The 14829-nt window shown below is 40.7% G+C and carries 10 protein-coding genes; 5 read left to right on the top strand and 5 right to left on the bottom strand.

All coding sequences use genetic code 11. From position 1 onward, the window contains the following. Nucleotides 1–37 precede the first annotated feature (37 nt). Together EHS11_RS02085 and dnaE are read right to left on the bottom strand one after the other, a co-directional pair. Nucleotides 38–1159: a helix-turn-helix domain-containing protein gene (locus tag EHS11_RS02085; protein WP_135762768.1), complete on the bottom strand. Its 1122-nt coding sequence runs from the start codon at nt 1157–1159 to the stop codon at nt 38–40. 2 nt (nt 1160–1161) lie between these two features. Further along, the gene (dnaE, locus tag EHS11_RS02080; RefSeq protein ID WP_135762767.1) at nt 1162–4662 is read right to left on the bottom strand and encodes a DNA polymerase III subunit alpha; all 3501 of its coding nucleotides are present in this window, start codon (nt 4660–4662) and stop codon (nt 1162–1164) included. A gap of 182 nt (nt 4663–4844) precedes the next feature. On the opposite strand from dnaE, the gene cobT reads away from it, so the two are divergent. From cobT to EHS11_RS02065, 3 genes are read left to right on the top strand one after another with little or no spacing between them, the layout of a single operon-like run. Further along, nucleotides 4845–5906 carry a nicotinate-nucleotide--dimethylbenzimidazole phosphoribosyltransferase gene (gene cobT / locus EHS11_RS02075; protein WP_135762766.1) on the top strand — a complete coding sequence of 354 codons (1062 nt, stop codon included), beginning with the start codon at nt 4845–4847 and terminating at the stop codon, nt 5904–5906. An 8-nt stretch (nt 5907–5914) separates the two neighbouring features. Beyond that, nucleotides 5915–6772, top strand: coding sequence for an adenosylcobinamide-GDP ribazoletransferase (locus EHS11_RS02070; protein ID WP_135762843.1), 858 nt, complete (start codon nt 5915–5917; stop codon nt 6770–6772). Further along, a complete protein-coding gene (locus EHS11_RS02065; protein ID WP_135762765.1) occupies nt 6757–7353 on the top strand; it encodes a histidine phosphatase family protein in 597 nt (198 codons plus the stop codon). Before EHS11_RS02070 ends, EHS11_RS02065 begins: the two co-directional genes overlap by 16 nt. Here the strand turns inward: EHS11_RS02065 and gatB are convergent. From gatB to EHS11_RS02050, 3 genes are all read right to left on the bottom strand, one after another. Continuing rightward, complete coding sequence (gatB, locus tag EHS11_RS02060) at nt 7350–8813, bottom strand: Asp-tRNA(Asn)/Glu-tRNA(Gln) amidotransferase subunit GatB (protein ID WP_135762764.1); 1464 nt, start codon at nt 8811–8813, stop codon at nt 7350–7352. The genes EHS11_RS02065 and gatB overlap by 4 nt on opposite strands. Nucleotides 8814–8832: 19 nt before the next feature. Beyond that, nucleotides 8833–9252 (bottom strand): hemerythrin domain-containing protein, encoded by a 420-nt coding sequence (locus EHS11_RS02055; protein WP_135762763.1) that lies wholly within the window; start codon nt 9250–9252, stop codon nt 8833–8835. Between the two features lie 169 nt (nt 9253–9421). After that, nucleotides 9422–10897 (bottom strand): aldehyde dehydrogenase family protein, encoded by a 1476-nt coding sequence (locus EHS11_RS02050; RefSeq protein ID WP_135762762.1) that lies wholly within the window; start codon nt 10895–10897, stop codon nt 9422–9424. Between the two features lie 1085 nt (nt 10898–11982). Between EHS11_RS02050 and EHS11_RS02045 the strand changes: the two genes are divergently transcribed. Next, entirely contained in the window at nt 11983–13356 is a 1374-nt protein-coding gene (locus EHS11_RS02045) for a hypothetical protein (protein ID WP_135762761.1), read from the top strand. 183 nt (nt 13357–13539) lie between these two features. Then, a complete protein-coding gene (locus tag EHS11_RS02040; protein WP_135762760.1) occupies nt 13540–14766 on the top strand; it encodes a hypothetical protein in 1227 nt (408 codons plus the stop codon). Nucleotides 14767–14829: the final 63 nt, after the last annotated feature.

Raw genomic sequence — 14829 nt, 5'->3', positions numbered from 1 at the left:
ATAACAGATCACGATTTGGAAATCGTCCTAGAGAATTCTATGATACCTTTCTTTTTGTCTTAGAGAATTCTTTCGCACTCTTTTCTTTGAATTCGGTGGGAGTTTTTCCCTCTTTTTCCAAAAAAGCGCGATTGAACGTGGATTTGGAATTGAATCCGACCGAATCTGCGATGGAGAGAACGGATCGTTTGGGATCTTCGAGTAAAATCTTCTTAGCCTCGGCGATGCGATAGTCATTGATAAAATGAAAAAAACTTTTCTCAAAATGAATATTGAGTAGTTCGGACATCTGCTGAGGACGGATACCTACCAGCTCGGAAAATCGTGTCAGATTTAAATCTTCATCGCAATAGATCCGTTCTTCCGACATCAATCTTTGTATTTCATCTTTGATAGATTCAATATTCAAATTGACTAATTTTGATTTTTCGTATTTGGATCGTTTGATTTCTTCTTTGACTTGGAAGATAAAGGGTTTCCAAACTTCGCGGGCGATAAAATAAAAGAACATCAAAAAAGGAAGCAAAAGTGCACTTAGTTCCCGCAAGAAAGAAATCTTAAATAAAAACCCGGATGTTCCTAACAAAAGATCCAAACAGACCAGTAGAAAAAAGATAAGAGTGAGCCTTCCTCCTTTTTTCAAAAACATTCCCCAACTAATAAATGGTAGTATATACTTATAAAGAAACAAACCTGCTGACAATAGTATGCCCAATTTGATTGCAAGATTGAGAGATAAAACCAAAACCTGATAACCGGAGGAAGGAGTAGAAGAAAAAAATAAAATCTGTTCTTCAGTAGATTTTAGATAAAAAGGAACCAATAGAAAAACGGAAAATACCGCAGGAAGATATAAGAATAAAGTTAGTTTCGGTTTTTTGTCTACCACGAGCAGAACAAAATATTCGTAAAGAACAGGTGCCGTTGCTAAAACAAAAGGAATATGAAATAAAGTAATCCCGGGAAACAAAACGTATAATTCGGAAAAGAAAAAAGCTCCGGAGACGAGCCATAAACCCGTTGAGAAAAGAACAAACGCCCACCGAAACCGAAGAGAAGGACTCTCTTCCAATTTAACTAAGAATGCGATCGACCAAACAATGCAAAAAATCCCTCCAGCACCTAACCATAAAAAGCCGATCGCTTCTTTCAGATCCATATTCAACCAAAAGCTCTCACTTCTTCCCCGATGGTATAACGAACTGTGCCTTTGCCTAGTATTTCCGATAAGACATTCATCAAATCGTCCGTAATTTCAATGGAGAAATGATCGTGCGCCCGAATTACTTTTTTTTCATTTCCAGCGAGACCCACCAGGTGAAAGAACACGGAGGAGTCTCCCCTATGTTCGGTAAAAATAGACTGCAACCGAAGTATGATTTCTCTGTTTTTTTCTTCTCCCATATCAATCGTTAGATGGAGCGTTTTTTCCATCTTTTTTTCGATAGTGATCAAATTGAGTTCTTCTACCCGATTGACAATGATCTGGCCTTTGAGTTCCGACTCTTCCATATCCACCCGTTCCAAAATACCTTTGATAAAAAGGGTTTTGTCATCGATAAAGAGAGGTTTAAAGTCGGCGTATGTTCTGGGAAAAGCGACACATTCGATCTCGCCGGTTTGATCTTCGATCACAAAATTGATGAACTCTTCTTTCTTCTTAGTGAGTTTGATTTGTTTTTTGGACAGTACGCCAGCAATTTCCACTTTAGACTTAGGACGAACGTCCTCCAATCTTTCAATGGTGATCGGTTTTAGGCTTTTTAATTGTTCCGTAAACTTGTCAAGAGGATGCCCGGAAAGATAAAGGCCAGTGATTTCTTTTTCTCTTTTGAGAATTTCGTCAAACTCCCATTCGGTGGCATTTTTCGGGAGGGTTAAGTCAAAGCCCGAATTAGGAGTGCTTGCTCCGAATAATGAAAACTGGCCCTCTTTTTCCTCGGCCTGTTTTTTTTGTGCAAAGGAAAGAATGGAATCCGTAGATTCGAAAATACATTTTCGGGAATACCCGAAAGAATCGAAACCTCCTCCTTGCGCGAGCGCTTCCAAAACTTTTTTATTGGCAAGTCTCGTATCCAAATCCTTTGCAAAGTCATCCAATGCAACATATCCACCTAACTTTTGTCTATTGGTTAGAATATTCTCGGCAGCAAGCTCTCCCACTCCTTTGATGGAAGAAAGCCCGAAACGAACCGTTTTATCATCCGTAATTTTGAAAGATACTTCCGATTCTCTTACATCCGGGCCGAGGATGCGAATTCCCATCTCTTTAGCATTATTAATATATTTTACAACGTCAGTCGTTTTGGAATGGTCTCCGGAAAGTAACGCAGTCATATATTCGATTGCGTAATTTGCTTTTAAATAAGCAGTTTGATAAGTAACAAATGCATAAGCAACCGAGTGGGATTTATTGAATCCGTATTCACCGAATTTTTCCAAGGTTTCGAAAAGTTCTACGGCTAGTTTGGAATTGATTTTTTTCTCTGCGGCACCCGCTACAAATTTTTCCTTTAACGCAGGGAGCTTGGACTTGTCCTTCTTTGCCATCGCCTTACGAAGAACATCCGAATCTCCGACGGAAAATCCACCCATGATTCTGGAAATCCCCATCACCTGCTCTTGGTATACGATGACTCCGTAAGTTTCGGATAACACATCGGCAAGGCTTTCATGAGGGAATACGACCTTCATTTTGCCGTTTTTACGATCCAAATAATCATCCAACATCCCCGATCCCATCGGACCAGGTCGATATAATGCTAATAAGGCGGCAATCTCTTCAAATTTTTGAACTTGCGCTTTTGCAAATAGGTCGCGAATACCGGTGGAAGAGTCCAACTGGAAAATACCCAAGACATTCGCTTTCCGCAAAAGACTGAACGTAGCCGGATCATCCAAAGGTATATTGTCCAAATCGACTTTGATTCCATGTCTTCTTTCTATGATTTGGGTGGCGTGGTAAATGGTTGTTAGGTTTTTTAAACCTAAAATGTCCATCTTGATAAGACCCACCTGTTCCGACATGTTTTTGTCGTATTGGGTAACGATCGATCTGCCGTCTTTGCCCGCTTCGCTGACCGTAGAAAGAGGAACAATTTCTTCCAGAGGTACAGGCGAAATCACAACACCCGCCGCATGTCTTCCCACCTGACGATAGTTACCCTCAAGTCTCTGGGCGATGGAAAATACTTTTTTGTTAAGATCTGTTTTCTCAGCCAGATCTTTTAAATCTTTCGAAGTATCGACCGCTTCCTGGATGGTAATCCCCAGTTTTTTGGGGAAAAGTTTACTCATCTCATTTACTTCCGAGAAAGGAACATTGAATACCCGGGCGACGTCTTTGATCGCGGCTTTCGCTGCAAGAGAACCGAAAGTAATGATCTGGCCTACACGGTCTTCCCCGTATTTTTGTTTGATATAATTGATAACTTCTTCTCTTCTCTCTACGCAGAAATCCGTATCGATATCGGGCATATCCTTTCTATCCGGATTTAAAAATCTCTCGAATAGTAAATTGTAACGAATAGGATCCACATTTGTGATCCCAAGTGCGTAAGCGATGATGGAACCTGCAGCTGATCCCCGGCCCGGACCTACCGGAATTCCGGTCTGCCTTGCAAAATTGATATAATCCTGAACGATTAAAAAATATCCCGCAAAATGCATGTTACGGATAGTTTGCAATTCGAAGTCGGCTCTTTCTTTGACAATAGGAGTGATCTCTTTGTATTTTCTCTCGATTCCGTCCCAAACCAGTTTTTCCAAATAACTATCCGTGTCATATCCGGGAGGAACTTCGAAAGGAGGAAGCAGAGGATTTCCGAATTGAAAGCCGAGCGAACATTTGTCACGGATCGCCAAAGTATTGTAAAACGCTTGCGTATGATCCGGAAAAAGAGACAACATCTCTCTCGGACTTTTTACGTAAAAGTTTTCGTTGAAACCGAAACGCATCTCGTCATCTATATTCTTGCGCATTCCGATGCGTAATAAGATGTCTTGCGCCTCTCTGTCATCTCTTGTTAAAAAATGGGAGTCATTGGTAAGAACGAGAGGAATGCCAGTGCGTTTGGCAAAACCGATTACAGTTTCGGCAACGATCTTTTGTTCCGGAATTCCATGGTCTTGAATCTCCATGTAGAAATCTTCTTTTCTGAAAATTTCATGAAGTTTGCCGGCTAACGCATATGCTTTGTCTTCTTTGCCTTCTAAAATCTTGCGGTTGACCTCACCTGCAAGACAAGCCGTCAAACAAACCAAACCTTCACTATGCCGTTCCAATAAATCATAATCGATTCTGGGTTTGCGGTAGAATCCTTCCGTAAAGGAACGACTTGCCAATTTAATAATATTTTGATATCCTACTGAATTTTTAACAAGCAGGATGATATGATAAGCTCCACCGTCGGCTATCTCATCCATTTCCGTTTCAATGGATCGGGACGGGGAAACATAAAATTCACAACCGATGATAGGCTTGACATCGTGTTTGACAGCTTCCTTGTAAAACTCGATGGCACCGTACATATTGCCGTGATCCGTAATGGCAACGGAGCTCATTCCCAGTTCCTTCACTTTTTTCATCAGCTCGGGGATGCGTATGGCTCCATCCAGCATAGAATAGGTAGTGTGAAGGTGTAGGTGGGCAAAATCTTCCATAGCTCAAGTGACATAGTGACATTGGCGCGGCTGTAAGGAACGACTTTTTCTGGAAAAAGTAACAGACAAAAACGATGATTGAGTAGGAAAAATCGCTAGATTCTAGGACAGAGGAAGAATTTCCGCCGCACCAGAAATATCTCTCGATTTTCACCCCTAATGGAAAACCCTGAGAAAGAAATATGAATTCCTCTTCGACACTACAGAAATACTCCTTTCCTCCCTTGGAAAAGGATCTTTCCAGTCAGATCCAAACAAAAATCGATCAGAAAACCAAGCCGTTAGGTGCTCTGGGAGAGTTGGAAAAAATCGCTCTCCAAATCGCTTTGATACAAAACACAACTTCTCCCGAATTGAAAAATCCAGTTCTTTTCCTGTTTGCCGCAGACCACGGAATTACAGAGGAGAAAGTAAGTGCGTATCCCAAAGAAGTAACTTGGCAGATGGTACAAAACTTTCTTACGGGAGGAGCCTGTTCCAATGTATTTTCCAATTTCCACGGATTTTCCATGAAAGTGGTGGATGCAGGAGTGGATCATGAATGGGAAACGCAAAACCCGAATCTAATCATCAAAAAAATCGCAAATGGAACAGCTAACTTTAACAAAACGAATGCGATGACGATCGAACAAGCCCTTCTCTGTTTGGAAACCGGCTCCGAGATCATCCGAACTCAAACGACAGATTCGCAGAATGTGATTGTATTCGGAGAAATGGGGATTGGAAATACTTCTTCCGCATCTCTCATTCATCATTGCATCTCCCGCATTCCTTTGGATGAGTTGGTAGGAAAAGGGACCGGACTGGATCGGGAAGGAAGGGAAAGAAAATTTGAAATTTTGAAGTCTTCTCTTAAGAGAGGAGGAATACCGGCAGATCCTTTGGAAATTTTATCTCAGTACGGAGGGTTTGAAATTGTTATGATGGCAGGAGCATTTCTTGCAGCAGGAAAATCGAAGAAGGTGATCTTGGTAGACGGATTCATTGCCACCGCCGCATTTGCAATCGCAAACTTGATTGAACCGAACCTGAAGGATTTTTGTATTTTTTCCCATGAATCGGAAGAAATCGGACATAAAAAGATTTTGTCTCATTACCAAGTAACACCTATTTTGCGACTTGGCATGCGATTGGGAGAAGGAACGGGTGCGCTTGCAGCATATTCCATCCTACAACTCAGCGTAAAATTTCTGAATGAAATGGCTTCCTTCGGAGAAGCAAAGGTCAGCGAAAAAGAAGTATGAATTCCATTTTGAAATATTTAACCCATGAACTGAGATTGTTCTTTATCGCTATCTGGTTTTTATCCAGGCTCCCCATTCCGAAATGGGTCGGTTTCCAGGAAGAATGGCTTGATACTTCCATCAAATATTCTCCCTTTGTGGGAATTGTTTTAGGCAGCATCGGATTCGTTTCCTTTTTTATCTTTCAGATATTTTTCGGAAGCTTAGTCGCATTCATTCTCAGTATGGGACTTCTCGTCATACTCACAGGATGTTTTCATGAAGACGGGTTCTCCGATTTTTGCGACGGGATCGGGGGAGGATGGAAGCGGGAAGACATCTTGCGCATCATGAAAGACAGTCGGGTCGGTAGTTTCGGAGCTGCAGGACTCAGCCTACTTCTACTCTTGAAAGTGGCGGCAGGTTATAAATCGTTAGAAATTTTGGATGGGATATTCCATTTTCAAATTCTCTTTACTTCTCTTGAAACGGCCGTGAGTTTATTCTCTGAAGAATGGATTTTTATCCTGCAAACCTGGTTGTATTTTATCACAGCCCATTCGTTTAGCAGATTCGTTTCTTTGAGTTTCTTCTTAACGCACGATTATGCGAAAGACGAAGGTTATGCGAAGCCGATGGCAAAAAGCATGACATACGGACAGTTTTTATTTTCAGCAATCGCAGGTCTGGGACCACTCCTCATTTTAAGTTATTTTTCCCCTTTATTCCTTTTGATCTTTATTCCTTGTTTTCTGGTAAGGATGTATTTTTCTACTCTAATGAGAAAGTGGATCGGTGGATTTACAGGAGATTGTTTGGGAGCTGTTCAACAAGGCACGGAAACATTGGTTTGGATTTGGGGAGCGTTTTTATGGATCTCTATTTAGTTCGTCATCCCGAAACTTCGGCGCCAAAGGGAACTTGTTACGGTAGGGTGGATTTTCCTCTTTTAAATCCCGCGATCGAGACCGCAAAACAAACGATAAATAATTTACCAGGCACAATCCCTCTGATGATTGTAAGCCCAGCGCCTCGCGCGCAAGCACTTGCAAAGGAGCTTTCTCTTCTTCATTTGGAAAAAAATTCAATTCATCCCGAATTACAAACGGAAGAACGGATTCAGGAAATGGATTTCGGAGATTGGGACGGAAAACTTTGGGATTCCATTCCCAAAAAAGAAACCCTTGCCTGGATGAAGGACTTTGTGAATCAGAAGACTCCCAATGGCGAAGCATTCACGGATGTAATCGAAAGAACAAATGCGTTTTTAAAAGACTGGGGAAAAGAAGGAATCAAAAGAAAAGAGGAAGAAGAAAAACGAAAAAGCCCGATCAACCAGCTAATAGTTGTTTGTCACTCAGGCTCCATTCGAGCGATACTATGCCAATTGCACAACTTGGAATACAAAGACGCATTCCAAGCCAAAATCGACTTTGGCTCGGTGCATAAGGTCAAATTGGAATACTAAACTTTTTTCTTTTCTCCCAAAGGTCCGAGCTTGGCAAGAATCAATTCATTGGCAAGCTTGGGATCCGCTTTTCCCTTAGTCTCTTTCATAACTGCACCGACGATAGCACCTAGCGCACGGTCTTTGCCGTTGTTCCAAGCTTCCACGGATTCAGGTTGGGAAGCGATCACCCGAACAATGATTTCTTCCAACGCTTTGTCATCGCGAACCACTTTCAAACCTTTGACTTCCACAATCTTTTCAGGAGAATCGGTAGAAGTTAACATATCTTCGAAAATAGTCTTAGCTATCTTTCCTGTAATCTCACCGGAGTTGATAAGAGCGACTAACTTTCCGATACGATCAGGGCCGACGCTGAATTCGCTTATGGAAATGTTTTCCTTGTTTACAATGCCCAGTACTTCGTCTTTGACCCAATTGGATGTTTTTTTGGCGTCTTTGGATATCTCCAAAGATTTTTCAAAATATTCAGCTATCTCTCGTTCGCTGGTGAGAACTTCCGCATCGTATTCAGGCAATCCGAACTCTCTGATATATCTTTCCTTTTTGGCACGAGGTAGTTCGGGCAAAGTCTTTCGAATGTCATCTATGTACTGATCACTGATTTCCAGCGCAGGAAGATCCGGTTCCGGAAAATAACGATAATCATGACTCATCTCTTTGGTTCTCATAGGAATGGTTTTGAGAAGAGTAGCGTCCCAAAGTTTTGTCATTTGAACAAAAGTCTGGTTTCTGGAATACTGATCTTTTTGCCATTCCACTTCATAGTCTATTGCTTGTTTTACGGCCTTGAATGAATTCAGGTTTTTGATTTCAACTCTGGTACGGAATCCCTTTTCCCCGATCGGGCGAATGGATACGTTTGCGTCGCATCGGAGAGATCCCTCTTCCATGTTACAATCCGAAACCTGCACATAACGAAGGATTGTTTTCAATTCGTTCAGATAAGCGTAAGCTTCTTCCGATGAACGCATATCAGGTTCCGAAACGATTTCGATCAAAGGAGTGCCCGCGCGATTGTAATCCACATAAGAGTGGTGGATAGAAGGATCGTGGGAGTGGATGAGTTTTCCCGCATCCTCTTCCATATGAATGCGAGTGAGAGGAATGAATTTTTCTTCGGGCTGACCTTTCCATTTTACATGGAGTCCTCCCTTTGTCGCATAAGGTTTGTCAAATTGTGAAATCTGGTAACCTTTGGGAAGATCGGGATAAAAATAATTTTTGCGGTCGAATTTAGTAAACTGGGTGATGTCACATCCGAGAGCGAGTCCTGCACGAACCGCCTTTTCCAAAACAACTTCATTTAACACTGGTAAAGTGCCGGGAAGTGCCACGCAAAGTGTGGAAATATGAGTATTGGGAGAACCGCCAAATTCGTTGGTGGCAGTCGAAAAAATTTTAGAGTTGGTATTGAGCTGAACGTGGACTTCCAGCCCGATGATAACTTCGTATTCCATAGATGAATTACAGGATTTTTCATAAAAAACAGGATGGCAAATGAAAAAGAATCGAAAGAAAGGGGTTTTGCCCTGCCTTTTGGAAAAACTTCTCCCTTTCTCTAAGGACTGATGGAAAGGTTTCTGCACGACCGCCTTGTATAGATTTTGTGCTTCCCCGAGATTTCAATAATTCATTGCAGTATTTCTTCAAATTAACTGACTCTTTCGTAAAGTATTCCGCACATTCCCTGTCATCGTGCAAAATATGCCGGAACAACCATTTTTTCAGGATCTGAAGCAAACCTAACGCCGCCGCTTCCGTCTCATAGGAACTATGAAATTTTTCAATCAGCCTCTTTACAAATCTTCTATGTCCTTTGATATGTTCCTCAAGATTCGGATAAAACAAACTCAAGTTTGATGATGGTATTGACCAGCCAAATATATTGTAAGTCAAAGATGGGAATTCCCAAAGAAAACGGCTTACTTTTCCAAGTATTTCTCAGCACTTCGATATAAATAAGAAATTGATATTTGTCAAACTAAGGCGGGAAGCGGATAGAAAGGAAAAGCCGTATACGAAACAGAAATTCCCATTTCAATATACGGCTTTCAGCTAAAACGGATTAAACAAAAAATCTGGTTGTCGAATCCACAACCATTTTCACAAAACCGGTATAAGGCGGGTACATCAATTTTACGATGGAAAGTTTGGGAGTTTGAAGCACTGATCTCTCGTGAGAGAACGCTTTGAATCCGAACAGGCCATGATAACTTCCGTGACCGGAATGATTGATCCCTCCGAATGGTAGGTTCGAATTTACCAAATGCAAAATCACATCATTTACCACCGAACCGCCGGAACTTGTACGTTTCAAAATGTATTTTGCGGTCTTTGTCTTATCACTGAAAATATACAATGCCAACGGTTTCGGTTTGTCATTGATGATCTTGATCGCATCGTCCAAATGATCGTAGGTGACGATAGGAAGGAGTGGCCCGAAAATTTCATCTTCCATAATTTTTGCATTCAAAGGAACATCTGTTAGAATCGTAGGTGCAATGAAATTTTCATCGGATTTCAGTTTGCCTCCGAATGCGACTTTTGCTCCTTTTTTTACAGCTTCATCAATATAGGAAGAAACCCTTCCGAAGTTTTTGGAATTGATGATCCTGCAAAAATCGGGATTTTCGGCAAACTTGTCTTCCTTGGAATGAAAATACTTTTCGGTAGCTTCTCTTGCAAAAGATACGAATTTGTCTACTTTTGCTTTGGGAATCAAAACATAATCGGGAGCAACGCAAGTCTGACCTGCATTCAAAAATTTCCCCCACATGATACGTTCTGCAGCAAGTTTCAAATCGGCATCGTCCGCAACAATCGTAGGCGACTTGCCTCCCAGTTCCAAAGTAACAGTAGTTAAATGTTTTGCAGCTGCTTCCATCACTACCTTACCGACAGGAGTAGAGCCTGTAAAAAAGATATGATCAAAGGGTTGTTCCAAAAGTGCTGTGGATACGGAAACATCTCCTTCAAAAACAGCCACCTCGTTTTCCTGAAAGATATCAGCTAACATCGTATTGACGATGGCAGCTGTGTTCGGGGTGAACTCGGAAGGTTTGAGAATGATAGTATTTCCCGCAGCGATCGCGGCAGCAATCGGCGCCACCGCCAAATGGAACGGGTAATTCCAAGGAGCGATAATAAGACAAACTCCCTTCGGCTCGTAAACGATTTTACTTGAAGATCCCAAAAGAGTGATCGGAGTGCTTACATTCACGGGTCTCATCCAGGACTTCACGTGTTTGATCGCATCGTTGATCTCACCGATCGTAGGAAGGATTTCCGAAATATCCACTTCCCTTGCCGACTTATGAAAGTCGGCGTAGAGTGCTTTTTGGATTTCGGTTTGGTATTTGAAGATGACGTTTTTTAATTTTTTCAATTTCGCAATTCGTTCTTTAGCAGTAGATAGGCGAAGCTCCAGGGATTTCGCTTTCTGTGCGGGAAAAACGCGGCCGATATCGGAAGGAGTAAAACTTTTGATTGAGCTTACGTGGGTGACCGATCCGTTCGAATGAGAGAGAGTGGCTTGGGACATAGAAAACTCCGTTAGAGTTTAATCTTGACCTAAGAAAGAAAAGAGGACAAGGATTTTTTCAGTTTTTGTGTCAAATTAGCCTTATCTTAAACCAATTTGCGTATAAAATAGGGAGTCCGCTCGGTCTACCCGCTCCATTTCGAAGGAACCGGCCTTAAAGAAAAACAAACGGGAAGAGTGATGATTCGTGTTTGAACGGGTCAGTTTCAATTTCGAGAGGATTTTGTGCCTTTCCCGAACCACTATGTTCTCCTTCACTCAAATCCAAAAAACATTACCTCTACTTTGTTTTGCGGGATTTCGAAGACAATCCTCTCCAACCAAGGACGGGTATTCTCTCAAACGGTAATTAGAAACAAATGAAAATGATACAAAAAAGAACGTTCTTCCGAATCATTTGATATTTCTGATGATCCAATTAAATTCATTAAATACTTGTTATGTGTAAATCACCAATCCCGTAATTTTATTTTACATATTCTCTGTTTGGCGACTTTGTAAATCTGATCTTGAAATTTTTTTTGATTAAACTCCGCTTCCTGAAGTGTCACCTCTATTGATTCCGAGGAAAATCCAGCGCCTTTACCTGTTCTGTAAATCGATGATGTATTTTTGTAATCTTAATAGAACTGGATTCGCTTTCCTGAATCTCTTGGATCATCTCTGAAACAAACATTCAGATATCTCTAGGCACTGAGTTTTGATAATACTGATTTTATATTTAGAATAAGAATGATTCTATAACTATATTCTATATCATCGTTATTTCATGGCGATATTGGCCATATTATGTTGTTTAACGGATTCTTGTGTCATTTACTGAAATTTAAAAAAAGAAATAATATTCCGAGAAAGCATTTTGATATTAAATTATAATAATTTAAAATTAGATAATTCTTATATGTTGTTTTTTTAATATTTTATTGATTTTATTTCCTGCTATTTTTTTATCAGACGATCTAGTTTTGTTCTTTATTGTGACAAAAACAAAACCTATAAGCGAAAAAATATGCCGCCTTTGTCTTCTTGTTGAAGTGGATGGGCATGGAAATAAATATAAAATCCGTTGATATTAGAGGTTAATTATGAATTCTCGCTTTGTAAATTTAAGTTGTTCGTTACTCTTTGCTTATTTTTGTCTATGTGGATGTGGGCTACACGAACAAAAGAAGGCATCTGACAAGTTTTCCGCATGGTTATCGCTCATCGGTTTACCTAAGATACTTATGTATTCTTATAAGGATATTTCTGTCGGACAGGGTCCTCGTTCCGGTTGGTTTCCTTCCGCAACAATTGATCCGATCAATAACAAATTATTGGTTTCTACTACAAATATGTTTGATCTCCATCTTAATCGCAGGACAGAATTTCTTTTCCGTTGCAATTTGGATGGAACGGATTGTACGCATACCGATTTAACTGCGGCTGCAGGACAGACACCGGGAAATACTACTTATAGTTCATCGATTTTGGTCGATCCGTTCAATCGAAAGATATTGGTGATCTCGCCTTATCCGCCAGGGTTATTTGCTGTAGCTCTCACTAAGTGCGACCTGGATGTAAGCAACTGTTCCCGTCATGCGCTTCGTGCAAGCAACAGCAATAATGAGCTTAAAACGGGTTTGGATCCTAGAGCCGTAATCGACGAAATCAACCGTAAACTCCTGATTGCTTTTACTAGCAGCACCGATTCCACTCCCGATGCAGAAAGTACCCTTTCTTTGTTCCGATGTGATCTTGACGGAACCAATTGCACTGCTAATGTTATATCTTCCGTAGCATCCTCCGGAACCAATCCTTCTATAACAATTAATCCGGCAAACAACATGCTTTATATTGCAACTGACAATCGTAATACGACTAATCCTACCACGATAGGAAAACTTTCCGTGTTTCGTTGTAATTTGGATGGAACAGGGTGCAGTCATACGGATGTATCAACTGCCACAGGCGCAGGTGGAAGCTCAGGAGGCTATCCTTCCTTGGCTTTCGATATGACGAATCAAAGGTTGTCCGTCGTTACCATGAATGCCAATAATTCGAATAGATTATCTTTGTTTCAATGCGACCGGAGTGTGGAAAATTGCAGACATACGGATGTATCGACCGCAACCGGAGCGGGCTTAAATTCCGGCCTAACCCCTTCTTTAGTGATTGATCCGGAGAACCAGATGCTACGAATTGCGACTTGGAACAGAGGAAATTCCGGCAAGTTATCTATGTTTTTTTGCGGTCTAGCGGGTGATCATTGCGAGCATATCGACGCATCTACCGCTGCCGGAGTGGGAAATAATACAGGTCACTGGCCTTCCATGGTAATTACACCCGGACCATCGAGAGATCTACGCATCGTGACGTGTGATACAAGCAGGGAGGACAGACCCGCTTTATTTAATGCGGACTGGGTTGTAACACCTTTGAATCAAAACAAGAATGATTTGTTATCCGGTAAAAACTGAGATTAACATTGAAAATAACATAATATACGAATCTGCATATATTCCAAATTGTTATTTGTTAAGAGAGTAAGTTTATTAGGGGTCTATTTTCCGTTAGTTGGTGTTTCCCTTTGCTGGATGCTAGCTAATGGAAAAGAGGCTTTTTTTTAAAAAAAATCGTTACCTTTGGTGAACTTTATGCAAATGCAATTTGGCTTTAACCGTTTAACTACCGTTTCGTTTAGTTTTTGTTTCGTTGCTTTGGAATTATTTTCGCAAGATAACAGCGGAACCGGAAAAACGGTAATTACCAACGACGCTTCCTTAAGAATAGCCGGTTACTTTAGCACTAAGTATATCGATAAATTGGAAGATGGAAGGGATGAAAAGAAGGGAAATAAAAAAAATAAAGATTATGGTTTTTATTTCGGACTGGCGAGACTTACTTTCAACGGAAATTTGATAAATGAAAAAATTGGATATGTGGTACAATTGCAGGCAAGTCCCGCAAAGACTACTTCGGACTTGGAACCGAAATTTGTCGTTGCACAAATAAGTTACCAGTTCAATTCGTTTTTAAAACTTGCCATCGGCAGGATCGTAATTCCTTACAGTCGTGAATGGTACACTCATCCGAGTGGAAATCTTTCAACAAGTAGTTCTATTACCGATGATCAGTTTGCACTTACCAGAGCAAGCGGTGTTTTAGCAAACGGAGGATTTTGGGATAATCACGTTCAATACTATTTAATGACATTCAACCGGACTCCAAAACTCATGCAGAATTCTTCTTCAAAACCCGGTCACCAAGAAGAAACAAATAAGAGGCTTTCTTCCATGGGGCGATTGGAATTAAATTTAATGGGAGGTGGTTACGGTTATACCGGTTCGAATCCAACACCTGAAGATATTTTTAAATTGTCCGTAGGAGGTGCCACTATCTTCAGTCCGATTGATTACGATATCCCTAACATCTATTTGAATAAAGGAGATACTTCTTATAATTATACTTACGATTTTGGAGCAAGGTATTCTTTTTTTACAAGTCAGGGAGGGTATTATATCAGAAGGTCCGTGTTTGCCCGCAGATCACGATCGGATAGAAGGAATGACGACGGTTTTTTTCTTCAATTTGGAGTTTTAATCGGTAAGACGGGTTTGGAAATCGGAGGAAGGTATTCTCAATACATTCTTAATAAAAATAAAAGCGATGCAGTCCCTTTATCCGAAAATTTACTGAATTTGAAAAGAACGGAACAGGGAGTTTTTATCAACTATTATATTGAAGGAGATCATGCTAAGATACAGTTGGAATTGAATACGGCAAAAACTTTCAGCAATACTACTGACAGATATGCACCATACATGGGAAATGCGATTCCCGTAAAAGTGGAAAAACAGATCAGATTTAAAGGTCAGCTACTTTTCTGATTTCAATAAAAGAAACGACCAATTGCAGTGTTCTGATTATTGATCGGCAATCTGCAAAAATTT

The organism is Leptospira ilyithenensis (genome assembly GCF_004771005.1).
Lineage (GTDB): Bacteria > Spirochaetota > Leptospiria > Leptospirales > Leptospiraceae > Leptospira_A > Leptospira_A ilyithenensis.
The sequence above is the reverse complement of the archived record's forward strand: the minus strand, read 5'-3'. Positions and strand labels throughout refer to the sequence as shown.